General features: G+C 71.8%; 14 protein-coding genes. 4 read left to right on the top strand and 10 right to left on the bottom strand.

The window, feature by feature from the left end; genetic code table 11:
• Nucleotides 1-301: 301 nt before the first annotated feature.
• A complete protein-coding gene (murJ, locus tag ACLJPY_RS25180; RefSeq protein ID WP_410592002.1) occupies nt 302-2,083 on the bottom strand; it encodes a murein biosynthesis integral membrane protein MurJ in 1,782 nt (593 codons plus the stop codon).
• Between the two features lie 75 nt (nt 2,084-2,158).
• A complete protein-coding gene (locus ACLJPY_RS25175) occupies nt 2,159-2,416 on the bottom strand; it encodes a hypothetical protein (RefSeq protein ID WP_410592001.1) in 258 nt (85 codons plus the stop codon).
• A gap of 346 nt (nt 2,417-2,762) precedes the next feature.
• Between ACLJPY_RS25175 and ACLJPY_RS25170 the strand changes: the two genes are divergently transcribed.
• Entirely contained in the window at nt 2,763-3,209 is a 447-nt protein-coding gene (locus ACLJPY_RS25170) for a hypothetical protein (protein WP_410592000.1), read from the top strand.
• Between the two features lie 158 nt (nt 3,210-3,367).
• On the opposite strand, the gene ACLJPY_RS25165 is transcribed toward ACLJPY_RS25170, so the two are convergent.
• Nucleotides 3,368-4,411: an aldo/keto reductase gene (locus ACLJPY_RS25165; protein WP_410591999.1), complete on the bottom strand. Its 1,044-nt coding sequence runs from the start codon at nt 4,409-4,411 to the stop codon at nt 3,368-3,370.
• Between the two features lie 133 nt (nt 4,412-4,544).
• On the opposite strand from ACLJPY_RS25165, the gene ACLJPY_RS25160 reads away from it, so the two are divergent.
• On the top strand, nt 4,545-5,384 hold the full coding sequence (locus tag ACLJPY_RS25160; protein ID WP_410591998.1) for a helix-turn-helix transcriptional regulator: 840 nt from the start codon (nt 4,545-4,547) through the stop codon (nt 5,382-5,384).
• Here ACLJPY_RS25160 and ACLJPY_RS25155 read toward each other — a convergent pair.
• The 7 genes from ACLJPY_RS25155 to ACLJPY_RS25125 are packed head-to-tail and all read right to left on the bottom strand — an operon-like array spanning nt 5,344 to nt 14,310.
• Complete coding sequence (locus ACLJPY_RS25155; protein ID WP_410591996.1) at nt 5,344-5,940, bottom strand: TetR/AcrR family transcriptional regulator; 597 nt, start codon at nt 5,938-5,940, stop codon at nt 5,344-5,346. The genes ACLJPY_RS25160 and ACLJPY_RS25155 overlap by 41 nt on opposite strands.
• Before the next feature lie 9 nt (nt 5,941-5,949).
• Nucleotides 5,950-7,107 carry an acyl-CoA dehydrogenase family protein gene (locus tag ACLJPY_RS25150; protein ID WP_410591995.1) on the bottom strand — a complete coding sequence of 386 codons (1,158 nt, stop codon included), beginning with the start codon at nt 7,105-7,107 and terminating at the stop codon, nt 5,950-5,952.
• Nucleotides 7,108-7,109: 2 nt separating this feature from the next.
• Nucleotides 7,110-9,086 carry an acetyl/propionyl/methylcrotonyl-CoA carboxylase subunit alpha gene (locus ACLJPY_RS25145; protein WP_410591993.1) on the bottom strand — a complete coding sequence of 659 codons (1,977 nt, stop codon included), beginning with the start codon at nt 9,084-9,086 and terminating at the stop codon, nt 7,110-7,112.
• A gap of 7 nt (nt 9,087-9,093) precedes the next feature.
• Nucleotides 9,094-10,692: an acyl-CoA carboxylase subunit beta gene (locus ACLJPY_RS25140; RefSeq protein ID WP_410591992.1), complete on the bottom strand. Its 1,599-nt coding sequence runs from the start codon at nt 10,690-10,692 to the stop codon at nt 9,094-9,096.
• A complete protein-coding gene (locus ACLJPY_RS25135) occupies nt 10,689-11,837 on the bottom strand; it encodes an acyl-CoA dehydrogenase family protein (RefSeq protein WP_410591991.1) in 1,149 nt (382 codons plus the stop codon). The genes ACLJPY_RS25140 and ACLJPY_RS25135 overlap by 4 nt, the downstream gene beginning before the upstream one ends.
• Nucleotides 11,834-13,522, bottom strand: coding sequence for an acyclic terpene utilization AtuA family protein (locus tag ACLJPY_RS25130; RefSeq protein ID WP_410591989.1), 1,689 nt, complete (start codon nt 13,520-13,522; stop codon nt 11,834-11,836). Before ACLJPY_RS25130 ends, ACLJPY_RS25135 begins: the two co-directional genes overlap by 4 nt.
• Nucleotides 13,519-14,310 carry a TIGR03084 family metal-binding protein gene (locus ACLJPY_RS25125; protein WP_410591988.1) on the bottom strand — a complete coding sequence of 264 codons (792 nt, stop codon included), beginning with the start codon at nt 14,308-14,310 and terminating at the stop codon, nt 13,519-13,521. Before ACLJPY_RS25125 ends, ACLJPY_RS25130 begins: the two co-directional genes overlap by 4 nt.
• Nucleotides 14,311-14,450: 140 nt before the next feature.
• On the opposite strand from ACLJPY_RS25125, the gene ACLJPY_RS25120 reads away from it, so the two are divergent.
• Nucleotides 14,451-15,290 carry an enoyl-CoA hydratase-related protein gene (locus ACLJPY_RS25120; protein ID WP_410591986.1) on the top strand — a complete coding sequence of 280 codons (840 nt, stop codon included), beginning with the start codon at nt 14,451-14,453 and terminating at the stop codon, nt 15,288-15,290.
• Nucleotides 15,287-15,877: an acetoacetate decarboxylase family protein gene (locus ACLJPY_RS25115; protein ID WP_410591985.1), complete on the top strand. Its 591-nt coding sequence runs from the start codon at nt 15,287-15,289 to the stop codon at nt 15,875-15,877. The genes ACLJPY_RS25120 and ACLJPY_RS25115 overlap by 4 nt, the downstream gene beginning before the upstream one ends.
• Nucleotides 15,878-15,991 lie beyond the last annotated feature (114 nt).

Raw genomic sequence — 15,991 nt, 5'->3', positions numbered from 1 at the left:
GCCCGGATCGGGCTCGAGCGGCACGGTCTTCCCAGCCCTCAACGAGCCACGAGCCGCCGTCCCAACCCCGCCACCCGGCGCGTCACCGGAGGAACTCGGCCCCGGCGAGAACGATCGCGCTTCGAGCCGCAGCCGGACCACCGCCACGGCCGGCACCGATCGCGCCTCCCGGTCGCAGCGCTCGACCAAGCCTGGGGTGGCACCCACCCGCAGCCATCAACGCACCAGCAGCCGCCGCAAACACGCTACCCGGAGCAAAACCGGACCCGGCGAAGCCGATTCGCCCTCCCAGTCACAGCCGTCAACGAGCCACGAGCCGCCGCCCCAACCCCGCCACCCGGCGCGTCACCGGGGTGAACTCCGGCAGCCTCAGCAACGCCAGCAACCCGAACGGCACCGCCATCCCCAGCAGTCCCTGCACCGGCAGCTTCACCCACGCCCCCGCGATCACCCCGAGCGAAGCCGGCACCGCGCGGCCCGCGAGCACCGCCACCACCACGCCCAGCCCGCTCACCGACAGCGTGATCAGCCCGACCCGCAGCGACCGCTTGCTGCGCAGGTGCCCGAGGCGGACCCACAGCCACACCTGACCGAGGACGGCGCCGACCACGAACCCGGCGCCGTTGACCAGCATCACCCCGTAGACCACGTGCTCGCCGTCGAGCAGGCCGCGGCACAGCAGCAGCAGGGGGATCTTCACCGCCGTCATCACCAGCATGATCAGCGTGGGCGTGCGGGCGTCCTTCATCGCGTAGAACACCCGCAGCTGCAACATCACCAGCGCGAACGGCAGCAGCCCGACCGCCGACACGGCGAGGGTCTGGCCGAGCCGCTCGGCGTCGTCGAGGGTGCCGCGGCCCCACGTGAAGATCGCGATGCCGATCGGGGTGCCGACCACCGCCAGCACCGCCGAAATCGGCACGAACAGCACCGTCGACATGCGGGAGGCGAGCGAAAGGTCGCCGACGAGCGAGACCGTGTCGCCGTCCGCGGCGGCGCGGCTCATCCGCGGCATCAGTGCCGTCAGCAGCGAGACCCCGAGAATCCCGTACGGCAGCTGGAAGAGCAGGGACGCGTAGCTGTAGGCCGTGACGCCGCCGCTGTTGCCGCCGGTCAGCACGCGGGTGGTGATGACGAACCCGACGTGGCTGACCACGACGTAGCCGAGGATCCACGCGGCGAGCCCGCCGAACTCCTTGATCCGCGGGTCGAAACCCCAGCGCCAGCGGAACCGGAACCCGGTGCGCAGCAGCGCCGGGATGAGCACGACCGCCTGCGCGACGATGCCGAGCGTGGTGCCGAGGCCGAGCACCAGCAGCTTGGGGTCGCTCATCCGGACCGGGTCGAGGGTCAGCTCCCCCGGCACGACGGCGAACACCACGAGCGTGCCGGTGACGACGACGTTGTTCAGCACCGGCGCCCAGGCCGGCGGGCCGAAGACGTTCTGCGCGTTGAGGATCGCCGACAGCAGCGCGAACAGGCCGTAGAACAGGATCTGCGGCAGCAGCAGGTACGCCAGCGCGGTGGTCAGCGCCGGGTTCGCGGTCGGGGACGATTTGTCGACGTACAGCGCGGTGAACAGCGGGGCGATCGCCACCGCGACGGCCGTGCCGACGGCCAGCAGCACCAGGGCCATCGTGATCAGCCGCTGGGTGTAGGCGCGGCCGCCGTCCGGGTCGTCGTGGGAGCGGACCAGCAGCGGCACCACCACGCTGGCCAGGACACCGCCGAAGAGCAGTTCGAAGACGATGTTGGGCAGCGTGTTCGCCACGGTGAAGGAGTCGTTGACGACCCCGGCCCCGGCCACGGCGGCGAGCAGGAGCTTCGCGACGAAGCCGGTGACCCGGCTGACGGCCGAGGCGACCGCCATCCGGCCGCTGGAGCGGGCCAGCGACGAGCCGGCGCCCTCGCCGCGCCCGGCGCTGACCGGCGACGCGGGCGGCCGCGCGACGATCTGGCCGGCGAACTCGTCGTACGGTCGGCGCGAGACGTCGAGGTCACGGGTCGGCCAGTGCGGGCCCCGCAGTTCGCTCGGGAGGAAGACCGTCGCCTCGTTGTCCACCGTTGGTGGGTGCTCCGCCATGGGGACAAGCCTGCCAGGTCAGGGGCATCGACGGGAGCCCGAACACCTGTTCGAACCCGCGACCCTCCGTGACGCTCAGGCGGCGACGGTGATCGCCAGCGCGGCCCGCCCGGCCTCGGTCAGTTCGGCGGGCACCCGCCCGGTGCTGCCCTCGACGGCGGGCCGCAGGTAACCGCCGTGCGCGAGCGCGTGCGCGGTGATCTGATCGCAGCAGGCGAATCCGTCGACGAAGAGGTCCGGCTCGCAGCTGCAGGACATCTGCGCGCGCCCGGCGGCCACCGCCTTCAGCATGGCCATCGCGCGGTGGGTGAGCTCGACTCCTGAACCGGACACCGGACTGCCTCTCTTTTTTCGCCACTACAACGGGTTATTCGCCCGTTGGGCCGATTGTGTTACTTACGGCACTGTGACGCTTGGGACGCGGTCGAGGTTCCGTCCGGTCTCGGCCGGGCGGTCACTCGACTCGGCCCGTAGCCGGCATGGTGGTCGAACGACCTGGCCCGACCGGCAACGACTGATCGGCTACCGCATCCGCCGAAGTCCGGACAGGCGCGCAGACCTCGCGGTGCGTGCATTCGGGTGAGACCCCTCCGCAGGCGTCAACCTGGCTATTGAGGTGAGCGTGTTGGGCTGCGAGCCCGAAACTTCCGGGCCCCGAATCGACCACGAGGGGATCTTCTTGCTCACCACGCTGAAGTCCACGTCACGTCCCGTGCCGGCGTCCGCGCGCCGCACCCGCCGCCGTACGGTTGCGGCGGCCGGCGTAGCCGCAGCGGGGCTCGTCCTCGCCACCGCGCCCGCCGCGACGGCTGCGCAGGTGTCCGTCGTCCGGAACTTCTACGTCCCCTACGGGGCCAGCTACGCCACAGGCACCGCCACCTTCACCAACCGGTGGGTGACCCTCGACGGCACGCTGCACGCCGTCGGGTGTGGCCGAACCGTCTACGGCGACTCCTACGCGGCGGGGAACCCCATCCCCGGTGGCAGCGCGAGTTCGACACCGCGTTGTGACGGAAACTGGCCGATCCACATCCCGGTCCCGGCCGACGTGGTGGGCGGCGCCGACAGCGTCGCCGTCTCACTGATCGTCCCGGATGGCTACAACTTCGTGGTGGTTGACCGCTGATCCGATTCTCGGCGGCGGTCGGTGCGATCGTGTGGGAGCCCGGCCCGGCCGGTCTTCAACCGGCCCGGCCGGTCTTCAACCGGCCCGGCCGCTGGTTGACGCCCGCAGCCGGGCGGACTCCGGCACCGCCGGACATCCGTCCGGTCTCGGCCGGGCGGTCAGCGGCGGGGTTCGAGCTTCAGGTCCCCGCGCATCACCGCCCGGATGTGGTCGCCCGCCAGCAGGTCGTGCGGGTAGCCGAGGTCCACGGCGCCGGCCTCGTCGAGGCGCGCGAGCTGCTCGCCGGTGAACTCGACCGCCAGGGCGTCGAGGTTCCCGGCGAGCTGCTCGGGTGTGCGGGCCCCGACGATCGGGGCGGTCACGCCCGGGTTCTGCAGCGTCCAGGCCAGCCCGACCTGCGCGGGCGTCCGGCCCAGCTCCGCGGCGACCGCCGCGACCACCTCGGCGATGGCGAGGTTCCGCTCGGTCACCAGGCCCAGCCCGGCGTTGAAACTCGCCCGGGCGCCCTGGACGGCGTCGCCGCGGCGGTACTTGCCGCTGAGCAGGCCGCCCGCCAGGGGCGAGTACGGCGTCACCCCGAGTCCCATCGCCCGCGCCATCGGGATCAGGTCGCGTTCGGCGACGCGGTTGACCAGGTTGTACTCGACCTGCAGCGCGACCAGCGGCGACCAGCCCCGCAGGTCGGCGATCGCCTGCATGCGCGAGATCTCCCACGCCGGGGCGTTGGACACCGCCACGTACAGGACCTTGCCCCGGCGGACCAGGTCGTCCAGACCACGCAGGATCTCCTCCACCGGGGTCGTGAAGTCCCACACGTGCAGGTAGAGCAGGTCGAGGTAGTCGGTGCCGAGCCGCCGCAGGCTGGTTTCCACCGAGGCGAACAGGCTCTTGCGGTGCGCGCCGGTGGCGTTCGGGTCGCCGGGGCGGCGCAGCGTCGTGTACTTCGTGGCCAGCACGAGGCTTTCGCGGTGGTCGCGGCTGAATTCGCCGAGCAGGCGCTCCGAACTGCCGTCGGTGTAGGTGTTCGCGGTGTCGATGAAGTTCCCGCCGCGCTCGACGTAGGTGTCGAACAGCTTGCGCGCGTCGGCCTTCTCCGCGCCCCAGCCCCATTCGGTGCCGAAGGTCGCCGTGCCCAGGGCCAGCGGGGAAACCCGCAGCCCGGAGCGGCCCAGCAGCCGGTAGGTGTCGAGGGTGAGCGGCATGTGTCCTCCCGTTGTCGATGTCGATGTCGATGTCGATGTCGATGTCGGGAGCGAGTCTCGGTCCGCCGCGGCCGCGGGGTAAGGGAGGCGGTTTCCTGGGAACACGAGTCCCACCCCGGCTGTTGCAGCGATCATGACGACGCCCACCGCGGAGCTGGCCGCGTTCCTGCGCACCCGGCGGGAACGCCTGGACCCGCGCGACTTCGGCCTGCCGCCCCGCCGCCGGACGCCGGGACTGCGCCGGGAAGACGTCGCCGAGCTGGCCGGCATCAGCGTCGACTACGTCGTCCGGCTGGAGCAGGCGCGCGGGCTGCGGCCGTCGGCGGAGGTCGTGGAGGCCCTGGCCGGGGCGCTGCGCCTGGCCCCCGGCGAGCGCGCGTACCTGTACGACCTGGCCGGGCAGCGTCCCCGTGGCACCGGCGAGGTCGCCACGACCGCGGCACCGCCGCTGGCCCGGCTCGTCACCGACCTGTCCCCGCTGCCGGCCATGCTCCTCAACCACCGCTACGACGTCCTGGCGTGGAACTCCGAGATGGCCCGGCTGCTGGTGGATTTCGGCACGCTGCCGCCGGCCCGCCGCAACGCGATCTGGCTGTGCCTGCGGCACCCGCGGGTGCGCGAGTTCTACGTCGACCGGGAGCGCGTGGTCCGCGAAGGGATCGCCCACCTGCGGGCCGCGTGGGCCGCGCACCCGGACGACCGGGCGCTCACCGGCCTCATCCGGGAGCTGACGAGCGGGGACGCGGAATTCGCGCGGCTGTGGGACCGCCAGGACGTCAAGGTCAACGGCCGCGGGCGCAAGGTCGTGCGCCACCCCGACGTCGGCGTCCTCACCGTGCAGTTCGAGACGCTCCGGCCGCTGGAGGACCCCGGCCAGCTGCTGGTGGTCCACCGCGCCGCCGACGAGGCGAGCCGGGTGGCGCTGGACCGGCTCACCCGAGCCGCAGCTCCAGCGTCCGCGCCCACTCCCTGACGATCTGCTGCCGTCGCCGTGCGTCGTCGGTGAGCAGGTTCGCCAGGCCGAGGCCGCGGGCGAGGTCGAGGGTGGCCTGGACCAGTTCGCGCACCCCCGGGCGGGACTCGTCGACGCCGAGGAGCTCGACCGTCACCCGGTGCGCCTCGCGGCCGACCCGGGCCTCCAGCGGCACGAGCACGTCGCGCAGGGCGTCGTCGGTCGCCGCCACCGACCACAGCTGCAGGGCCGCGCGGAACAGCGGGCCGGTGTACAGGTTCAGCACCATCTCCACGACCCGCTCGATGCGGGACGCGCCGCTCGGGAGGTCGGCGGCCTGCGCGCGCAGCTCGTCGATCTGGGCCTCGCCGAGCAGGTCCACCGCCGCCACCACGAGGTCTTCGCGCGCCGGGAAGTGGTGCTGGGCCGCGCCGCGGGAGACGCCGGCGCGCTCGGCGATGCCGGCCACCGTCACGCCGTGCCAGCCGCGCTCGCCGAAGCTGTCGAGCGCGGCCTCGACCAGGCGCCGCCGCGTGGTGCGGCTGCGTTCCTGCTGGGGTTCGCGGATCCCGGTCAAGCCCGGCCCCTAGTACGACTTCGGGAGGCCGAGGCTGTGCTGGCCGACGAAGTTGAGCACCATTTCGCGGCTGACCGGGGCGATCCGGCCGAGCCGCACCGCCGTCACCAGCGTGCCGAGGCCGTACTCGGTGGCCAGGCCGTTGCCGCCGTGGGTCTGCACGGCCTGGTCGGTCGCGCGGATGGCGACCTCGGCGGCCGCGTACTTGGCCATGTTGGCCGACTCCCCGGCACCGAAGTCGTCGCCGGAGTCGTAGAGCGACGCCGCCTTCTGCGTCATCAGCTTCGCGAGTTCCAGCTCGATCTTGATCTCCGCCAGCGGGTGCGCGAGGCCCTGGTGGGCGCCGATCGGGGTGCCCCAGACCTGCCGCTGGTTCGCGTAGCCGACGGCCTTGGAAAGCGCGTACCGCGCGATGCCGAGGGAGAACGACGCACCCATGATGCGTTCCGGGTTCAGGCCCGCGAACAGCTGCGCGATGGCCGCGTCCTCCTCGCCGACCAAGGCCTCGGCCGGGAGCTTGACGTCGTCGAGGAACAGCGAGAACTGGTTCTCCGGCGCGACGATGTCCATCGGGATCTTCGTGTACTCGAAGCCCTCGGTGCCGGTCGGCAGGATGAACAGCGCGGGCTTGAGCCGGCCGGTCTTCGAGTCCTCCGTGCGGCCGACGACGAGCACGGCGTCGGCCTCGTCGACGCCGGAGATGTAGACCTTGCGTCCGCTGAGGACCCAGCCGTCGCCGTCGCGCTTGGCGGTGGTGGTGATCTTGTGCGAGTTGGACCCGGCGTCCGGCTCGGTGATGGCGAAGACCATCCGCTTGCTGCCGTCGGCGATGCCCGGCAGCCACTGCTTCTTCTGCTCTTCGGTGCCGAACCGGGAGATCACCGTGCCGCAGATGGCGGGCGAGACGACCATGAGCAGCAACGGCGAGCCCGCGGCGGCGAGTTCTTCGAGCACCGCGGCGAGGTCGGCGATGCCCGCTCCGCCGCCGCCGTACTCCTCGGGGATGTTGACGCCGAGGTAGCCCAGGCGCCCGGCTTCGTCCCAGAGCTCGTGGGTCTTCTCGTCGGCGCGGGCTTTCTTCGCGTAGTACTCGTGGCCGTACTTGGCGCCGAGTTCGGCGACGGCCTTGCGGAGCGCGATCCGCTCCTCCGGCTCGATGAAGTTCATGTTCATTCTGCTTCTCCCACCACAGTGTCCGATTGCGCGTCTCCGACGACGGCGAGTACCGTGCCCACTTCGACCTGTTGCCCCACCGTCACCGGCAGTTCCGCGACCACGCCGTCGGCGGGGGCGGCGATCCGGTGTTCCATCTTCATCGCTTCCAGCCACAGCAACGGGTCGCCGGCCTTGACCGGGTCCCCGGCCTGCACGGCCAGCCGCACGACGGTGCCCGGCATCGGCGCCACCAGCGATCCGGCCGCGAGCGCAGCGTCCGGGTCGGCGAACCGAGGTTCGGCCTTGAGCACCACCGAGCCCAACATCGAGTCCACATAGGACACGCCGTCGTGGCGGGCAACGTCGAACGCGCGCCGGACCCCGGCGACGTCCAGGACGACCCGGCCCGGCTCGGCCGACACCAGCTCGGCTTCGAAACCTTCCGCCCGGAGGCCGTCCCGCGTCAGCGAGTAGACGACCTCGTACTCGCGGTCCGCAACCGTGAAGACCTTGCGCTGCCCGGCCGAGCGGACGTTGCGCCAGCCGCTCGGCAGCCTGCCCTGCGTGGTCGCGGACGCCCGGTTGCCCGCCGCGTCCGCCAACGCCGCCGCCAGCGCGGAGAGCCGCTCGGTGTCCACAGTGGCCAGGGGCGCGGCGAGGGTGTCGAGGCCGTGGCGGTCGAAGAACGCCGTGTCGGTCTCGCCCGCCAGGAACGCCTCGTGGCGCAGGATGTTCACCAGCAGATCGCGGTTGGTGACGACGCCGTGGACCTTCGCCGCCGCCAGGGCCTTCGCGAGCCGCCGGGCGGATTCGGCGCGGGTCGGCGCCCACGTGATGACCTTGGCCAGCATCGGGTCGTAGTGGACGCCCACCACCGAGCCGGTCTCGAAACCGGAGTCGAGCCGCAGGCCGGGTCCGTGCGTGAACGAACGGTCCACCTCGGGCACTTCGAACGTGTGGAGGGTGCCGCTTTGCGGCTGCCAGCCCGCGGCCGGGTCTTCGGCGTAGAGCCGGACCTCGATGGCGTGGCCGACGGTCGGCGGCGGGTCGGCCGGGAGCCGCTCGCCCTCGGCGATCCGCAACTGCAGGGCGACCAGGTCGAGGCCGGTGACGTTCTCCGTGACCGGGTGCTCGACCTGCAGCCGGGTGTTCATCTCCAGGAAGTAGAACCGGCCGTCGGGCCCGGCGAGGAACTCGACCGTGCCCGCGCCGACGTAGTCGATCGCCTGGGCGGCCTTGCGCGCGGCATCGAACAGCTCCTCGCGCATGGCCGCGTCGACGAACGGCGACGGCGCTTCCTCGACGACCTTCTGGTGCCGCCGCTGGATCGAGCACTCCCGCTCCCCCACCGCCCACACCGTGCCGTGGGTGTCGGCAAGCACCTGGACCTCGATGTGGCGCCCGGTCTCCAGGTACCGCTCGCAGAAGACGGTCGGGTCGCCGAAGGCGGACCCGGCCTCCGCGCTGGCGCCTTCGACCGCCTCGGCCAGCTCGTCGAGCGAACGCACCACGCGCATGCCGCGGCCGCCACCACCCGCGGACGCCTTGACCAGCAGCGGAAGGTCGGCTTCCGTGACCGAGTCCGGGTCCAGTTCGGACAGGACCGGCACCCCGGCCGCGGCCATCAGCCGCTTGGACTCCACTTTGGAGCCCATCGTCTCGATCGCCTCCGGCGGCGGCCCGACCCAGGTGAGCCCGGCGTCGAGGACAGCCCGGGCGAAGGCGGCGTTCTCGGACAGGAAGCCGTAGCCGGGGTGCACGGCGTCGGCGCCGGTGCCGGCCGCGGCCTTGACCAGCAGTTCGGCCCGCAGGTACGTCTCCGAAGGCGCGTTGCCGGGCAGCCGGACGGCCGCGTCGGCCTCGAGCACGTGCGGCGCGGCGGCATCGGCGTCGGAGAACACCGCCACCGTGCCGATCCCGGCGTCGCGGCAGGTGCGGAAGACGCGGCGGGCGATCTCGCCGCGGTTGGCGACCAGCAGGTTCTGGATCATCGCTCGCTCACATCCGGAAGACGCCGAAGCCTTCGGCGCCCTTCACTGGTCCATTGTGGATGGCGGACAGGCTCAGCCCCAGCACGGTGCGGGTGTCGCGCGGGTCGATGATGCCGTCGTCGTAGAGCATGCCGGAGAGGAACATCGGCATCGACTCGGCTTCGATCTGGCCCTCCACCATGGCCCGCATGGCCTTGTCGTGCTCCTCGTTGTACTCCTGCCCGCGGCTTTCGGCCGCGGCGCGGGCTACGATGGACAGCACGCCGGCCAGCTGCGCCGGGCCCATCACCGCGGACTTCGCGCTCGGCCACGCGAACAGGAACCGGGGATCGTAGGCGCGGCCGCACATCCCGTAGTGGCCGGCGCCGTAGGACGCTCCCATCAGGACGGACAGGTGCGGCACCTTCGAGTTGGACACGGCGTTGATCATCATCGCGCCGTGCTTGATGATGCCGCTCTGCTCGTACTCCTTGCCGACCATGTAGCCGGTCGTGTTGTGCAGGAACACCAGCGGCGTGTGGATCTGGTTCGCCAGCTGGATGAACTGCGCGGCCTTCTGCGACTCCTCGCCGAACAGCACGCCCTGGGCGTTGGCCAGCACGCCGACCGGGTAGCCGTGGATGCTCGCCCAGCCGGTGACCAGCGACGAGCCGTACAGCGGCTTGAACTCGTCGAAGTCGGAGCCGTCGACGACCCGGGCGATGACCTCGCGCGGGTCGAACGGCACCTTGAGGTCGGTCGGCACGATGCCGAGCAGGTCTTCGGCGGCGTACAGCGGCTCGGCGTAGTCCGGCTTCGGCGTCGGCCCCTGCTTGGTCCAGTTGAGCCGCTTGACGATGTTGCGGCCGAGCCGGATCGCGTCCTGCTCGTCGACGGCGAGGTAGTCGGCCAGGCCCGACGTCCGCGCGTGCATCTCGGCGCCGCCGAGCGACTCGTCGTCGGACTCCTCGCCGGTGGCCATCTTGACCAGCGGCGGCCCGCCGAGGAACACCTTCGCGCGTTCCTTGACCATCACGACGTAGTCGGACATGCCCGGCAGGTACGCGCCACCCGCCGTCGAGTTGCCGAAGACCAGCGCGATGGTCGGGCAGCCCGCGGCCGACGCCCGGGTGAGGTCCCGGAAGATCCGGCCGCCCGGGATGAAGATCTCCTTCTGCGTCGGCAGGTCCGCGCCGCCGGACTCGACGAGGTTGATCGACGGCAGCCGGTTCTGCGCGGCGATGTCCGCGGCCCGGAAGCTCTTCTTCGTCGTCCACGGGTTGCTGGCGCCGCCCTTGACCGTCGGGTCGCTGGCCGAGATCAGGCACTCGACGCCTTCGACAACGCCGATCCCGGTCACCAGGCTCGCGCCGACGCGGTAGTCGGTGCCCCACGCGGCCAGCGGCGACAGCTCCAGGAACGGCGAATCCTCGTCGAGCAGCAGCTCGATCCGTTCCCGCGCGAGGAGCTTGCCGCGCTTGCGGTGCCGTTCGACGTACTTCTCCCCGCCGCCGGCCACGGCCTTGGCGTGCTCGGCGTCGATCTCGGCGAGCTTCTCCAGCATCGCGTCGCGGTTCGCGCCGAACTCGGCGGCCCGCGTGTCCACTGTGGACCTCAGAGCAGTCACGACGTGTATCCCAATCGCTTCGCGGCCAGGCCGGTGAGGATCTCGGTGGTGCCGCCGCCGATGCCGAGGATCCGGACGTCGCGGTAGTGGCGTTCCACTTCGGACTCGCGCATGTAGCCGAGCCCGCCGTGCAGCTGGACGGCCTCGTTGACCACCCACTCGGCGGCCTCGACGGCGGTGTTCTTGGCGAAACAGGCTTCGGCGATGACCTCCTCGCCCGAGACGTGCCGGATCGCGGCCTGCCGGGTGTAGACCCGGGCCACGTCCACGCGACGCGCCATCTCGGTGAGCTTGTGCTGCACGACCTGCCGCGAGATGAGCGGACGGCCGAACGTCTCGCGCAGCCGGCACCAGTCCAGCGTCAGGTCGAGCGCGCGCTGGGCGTGCGCGTACGCCTGCACGGCCAGCGAAAGGCGTTCGGTGACGAACTGGGTGGCCACCTGCGCGAACCCGCTGTTCTCGGCGCCGACCAGGTTCTCCACCGGCACCCGGACGTCCACGTAGGACAGTTCGGCGGTGTCGGAGCAGAGCCAGCCCATCTTCTCGAGCTTGCGGCTCACCGTGAACCCCGGTGTCCCGCGTTCGACGACGATCAAGGAGAGGCCGTGGGCGCCGTCGCCGCCGGTGCGCACCACCGTCGTCACGAAGTCGGCGCGGCAGCCGGAGGTGATGTAGGTCTTGGCGCCGTTGATGACGTACTCGTCGCCTTCGCACACGGCCGTGGTCCGGATCCCGGCGACGTCGGACCCGCCGTCCGGCTCGGTCACCGCGAGCGAGCCGATCTTGGTGCCTTCGAGGGCCGGGCGCACCCAGCGTTCGATCTGCACCGGGTCGTTCGCTTCGGCGATGTGCGGGACGGCGATGCCGCAGGTGAACAGCGAGGCGAACAACCCGCCGGAGCCGCCGGCATAGTGCATTTCCTCCGCGACGACCAGTGCGTCGAGGTAGTTGCCGTCCCCGCCGCCGATCTCCTCGGGGAAAGCCACCCCCAGCAGGCCCAGGTCCCCGGCCTTGCGGTGCAGGTCGCGGGGCAGCTCGCCGGCGCGCTCCCAGTCGTCGAGGTGCGGCAGGACCTCCTGCTCGACGAACCGGCGCACGGTCTTGCGCAGCTCGGCCCGTTCGGGCGTCCGGAAGGGGTCGGTCACAGCAGGACCTCCGGAACGTCGAGCTCCCGCGACCGCAGCCACTCGCCCAGTGCCTTCGCCTGCGGGTCGAACCGCGCCTGCGAAGCGACGCCCTCGCCGAGGATCCCTTCGACGACGAAGTTCACCGCCCGCAGGTTCGGCAGCAGGTACCGGGTCACCGGCAGACCGGCGGTCTCGGGCAGGAGCAGCTGGAATTCGGCGACCGTGAGCCGGTGCGCCAGCCACCGCCACGCCTCGTCCGAGCGCACCCAGACACCGACGTTGGCGTTGCCGCCCTTGTCGCCGCTGCGGGCGCCGGCGACCGTGCCGAGGGGCACCCGCCGCACCGGCCCGTGATCGAGGGGCTCGGGCAGCGCGGGCTCGTCCACATCGGACACGTCCCGGGTGGACAGGGCGGGCGCTATGTCGACACGCATGCCGTCGGGCAGCACGGCGACGTGCGGGACCTTCCCGGCGTCCACATAGGCGGCGGTGTAGACGCCGTACGGCGAGGCGTCCGACGGCGGCGCGGTCACGTGGAAGCCGGGGTAGCTGGCCAAGGCGAGTTCGACGGCGGCACCGGTGAACGCGCGACCGGCCACCTTCGGGTCGGCGTCCTTGACGGCGACGTGCAGCAGTGCGCTGGCGGTCTGCTCGGTGCCGGCGTCGCGGTGATCGGTGCGCGCGAGCGTCCACCGGACGTCGGCGGGCGGCCGGTCCTTCAGGGACGCTTCCAGCTGTTCTCTGACCAGCGCGGCTTTCGCCTCGATGTCGAGTCCGGTGAGGACGAACGTCGTCTCGTTGCGGAAGCCGCCGAGGGTGTTCAGCGCGACCTTCAGCGTCGGCGGCGGCGCCTCTCCGCGGACGCCGGAGATGCGGACGCGGTCCGGACCTTCCTGGGTCAGGGAGAGCGTGTCGAACCGGGTCGTGACGTCCGGCCCGGCGTACCGCGCGCCGGTGATTTCGTACAGCAGCTGCGCGGTGACCGTGCCGACGTTCACCACACCGCCGGTGCCCGGGTGCTTGGTGATGACGCTGGCGCCGTCGGCCTCGATCTCGGCGATCGGGAAGCCCGGGACGCCGAGCGAGTGCTCGGTGAAGAAGGCGTAGTTGCCGCCGGTCGCCTGGGCGCCGCATTCGATGACGTGCCCGGCGGCGACCGCGCCGGCGAGGGCGTCGAAGTCGTCTCGGGCCCAGCCGTAGTGCGCGGCCGCCGGGCCGACGATGACGGAGGCGTCGGTGACGCGGCCGGTGACGACGACGTCGGCACCCGCGTTCAGGCACTCCGCGATGCCCCAGGCGCCGAGGTAGGCGTTGGCGGTCAACGGTTTCCCGAGGTCCAGCTCGTCGGCCCTGGCCACCAGGTCGTCGCCTTCGACGTGCGCGATCGCGACGTCGAGGCCGAGCTCGGCCGCCAGTTCGCGTAGGGCGCCGGCGAGCCCGGCGGGGTTGAGCCCGCCCGCGTTCGCGACGATCTTGACGCCCTTTTCCTGCGCCAGCCCGAGGTTTTCCTCCATCTGGCGGAGGAACGTCTTGGCGTAGCCGCGGTTCGCGTCCTTCATCCGGTCACGGCCGAGGATGAGCATGGTCAGCTCGGCCAGGTAGTCGCCGGTCAGGACGTCGAGGGGGCCGCCGGTGAGCATCTCGCGCACCGCGGAGAACCGGTCGCCGTAGAACCCGGAAGCGTTGCCGATGCGATAAGTCATGCGAACTGCCCCGGCTCGCGGCCGTTCCCGGGCGGTCCCGCGAAGGCCTGCGCGACGGTGAGCCACTCCTCGACGTCGGCACCGTGGGCGACCAGGTCGGTGTCGGCCGGGTGCCGCCGCTGGGTGACGACGAGGCAGAAGTCCAGTGCGCTGCCGGTGAGCTTCTGTTCGGCGTCCTCCGGCCCGAACGCCCAGGTGGAGCCGTCGGGCGCGGTCAGCTCGACGCGGAACTCCTCGGCCGGCGGTGCGAGGGAGTTGACCTTGTAGGCGAAGTCGCGCGTGCGGGTGCCGAAGCGGGCGATGTGCCACAGCCGCATGGTCGGCTCGCGGGTGAGCCCGAGCGCGTCGAAGACGTCCTGGCCGTGCGCCCAGGTTTCCATCATCCGCGCGGTCGCCATCGAGGCGGCGCTCATCGGCGGGCCGTACCAGGGCAGCTTCTGCCCGTCCGGCACCGCGGCCAGTGCTTCGGCCAGCGCCGCGCGCCCCGCGCGCCAGTCTTCGAGGATGTCCTGCGGCGGGAGCTGGGCCCCGGCCGCGGCGCCGTCGTCGACGTAGGTCTCCCCGGCTTTGAGGAGCTCTTCGACCTCGGCCTGCCAGTCTTCCGGGTGCGCGGCCGCGATCAGCGCCTTCCGGTCGGTCCAGGCCAGGTGGGCGATCTGGTGCGCGATCGTCCACCCTTCGGCGGGTGTCGCCCGCGCCCAGTCCGCCGCGGGCAGCTGCGCCACCACGTCGTCGATCGTCCGTGTCTCCGCGTCGAGATCCCCGAGGATCACGCCGAGGTCCGCCATCGCCCGCCTCCTTGCGTCCTGCGGCCCAGCGTGGCACCGGGGGCGAGAAAAATCAAGCACGCCTGATTGTTTTGCCGCGGACGCTGCGGACCCACTATTGACATCTTGCCAGTAGCACCCGGCTGCCCTAGCGTCGTCGCATGGCCGACTACGCCGAGATCACCTACGCCGTCGCGGACCGGGTCGCCACGGTCACGCTGGACCGCCCCCAGGCGCGCAACGGCTACACGATCCGGATGGCCGACGAACTCGCCGCGGCGATGGACCGCGCCGATCGCGACGAGGACGTGCGTGTCGTGGTGCTGACCGGCGCGGGCCCGGACTTCTGCGTCGGGGCCGACCTCTCGCAGGGCGGCTTCGACTTCGACCCGGCGGACGGCCCGGACGCGGCGTGGCAGGAGCCCGCCGGGCGGTGCTCGAAGCGGATCTTCACCATGAACAAGCCGGTGCTCGCCGCCCTGCAGGGCGCGGCCGTCGGCGGCGGGCTCACCATCACGCTCTCCTGCGACTACCGGCTCGCGTCGGAAGATTCGCGGTTCGGCTTCGTGTTCACCCGCCGCGGCATCTACCCCGAAGGCGCGTCGGCGTGGTTCCTCCCCCGGCTCGTCGGGATGGGCACCGCCCTCGACTGGATGATCAGCGGCCGCGTCTTCGACGCGGCCGAGGCCCTGGAAAAAGGCCTGGTGCACAAGGTGTTCCCCACCGGAACCGTGCTCGAAGAGGCGCAGCAGCTCGCGCGGGAGATCGTGGAGAAGACCGCGCCGGTGTCGGTCGCCGTCACCCGCCAGCTGCTCTACCGGATGGCGAGCGCCGAGTCGCCGTTCCCCGTGCACGCCCTCGACTCGAAGCTGATCGGCGGCCTCGGCGCGAACCCGGACGCCGTCGAAGGCGTCCTGTCGTTCCTGCAGAAACGGCCGCCGTCGTTCGGCATGCGCGTCGAGACGGACCTGCCCGACTACCTGCCCTGGCTGGAGAAATGACCCCGTACCCGCCGCCGCCCTGGAACCTGGTCGCCGACGCCCACCTGTCGATCTGGCGCGTCCCCGCTCGTGACGTCCACCCGGCCGCGCTGTCCGTCGCCGGCTACACGTCCGTGTTCACCGCGTGGATCGCCTACCGCGAGCCCGGGCAGCTCAGCTACCACGAACTGCTGGCCGCCGTCCCGGTCCGGGGCAAGCGCACGACGTGCACGATCACGCAGATCTGGGTCGACTCCGCCGTCTCGCTCGCCGGCGGCCGCGAGCTGTGGGCCATCCCGAAGGACCTCGCGGCCCTGCAGTTCACCGACCGCACGTACACCGCGGCGACCGACGCCGACTGGATCGCCACCGCGGCCTTCACCCGGCGGGCGGGTGCGCCGCTGGCGCTCCCCAGCCGCTTCGACGTCCTCCAGGACCGCGACGGCACGCCCGTGCGAACCCCGGTCGGCGCCAAGGTCCGGCCCGCGCTCGCGGCGGCCGACTGGAGCGTCAACGCGCGCGGTCCGCTCGGCTACCTGGCCGGCCGGCGACCGTTCCTGAGCCTCGCCCTGCCCGGCACGGAGCTGGAGTTCGGCACCGCTGGGTGATCACGTAATCCCGTCAGGGTGAACTCGCGACACGCCATCTAGGGGCCCGTGCGGGCGATCACCCCAACATGTAGTCTCTCAACACCGGCAGCCCCCAGCGACGGGGAGACCGCT

The sequence above is a fragment of the Amycolatopsis sp. lyj-23 genome, from assembly GCF_046549135.1.
Lineage (GTDB): Bacteria > Actinomycetota > Actinomycetes > Mycobacteriales > Pseudonocardiaceae > Amycolatopsis.
Note: the sequence above shows the minus strand (reverse complement) of the source record. Positions and strands in the feature narration are given on the sequence as shown.

Bases quoted from the DNA above. Each gene is read 5' to 3' on its own strand.
- murJ (WP_410592002.1), bottom strand. From the start codon at position 2,083: ATGGCGGAGCACCCACCAACGGTGGACAACGAGGCGACGGTCTTCCTC.
- ACLJPY_RS25165 (WP_410591999.1), bottom strand. From the start codon at position 4,411: ATGCCGCTCACCCTCGACACCTACCGGCTGCTGGGCCGCTCCGGGCTG.
- ACLJPY_RS25160 (WP_410591998.1), top strand. From the start codon at position 4,545: ATGACGACGCCCACCGCGGAGCTGGCCGCGTTCCTGCGCACCCGGCGG.
- ACLJPY_RS25150 (WP_410591995.1), bottom strand. From the start codon at position 7,107: ATGAACTTCATCGAGCCGGAGGAGCGGATCGCGCTCCGCAAGGCCGTC.
- ACLJPY_RS25145 (WP_410591993.1), bottom strand. From the start codon at position 9,086: ATGATCCAGAACCTGCTGGTCGCCAACCGCGGCGAGATCGCCCGCCGC.
- ACLJPY_RS25130 (WP_410591989.1), bottom strand. From the start codon at position 13,522: ATGACTTATCGCATCGGCAACGCTTCCGGGTTCTACGGCGACCGGTTC.
- ACLJPY_RS25125 (WP_410591988.1), bottom strand. From the start codon at position 14,310: ATGGCGGACCTCGGCGTGATCCTCGGGGATCTCGACGCGGAGACACGG.
- ACLJPY_RS25120 (WP_410591986.1), top strand. From the start codon at position 14,451: ATGGCCGACTACGCCGAGATCACCTACGCCGTCGCGGACCGGGTCGCC.
- ACLJPY_RS25115 (WP_410591985.1), top strand. From the start codon at position 15,287: ATGACCCCGTACCCGCCGCCGCCCTGGAACCTGGTCGCCGACGCCCAC.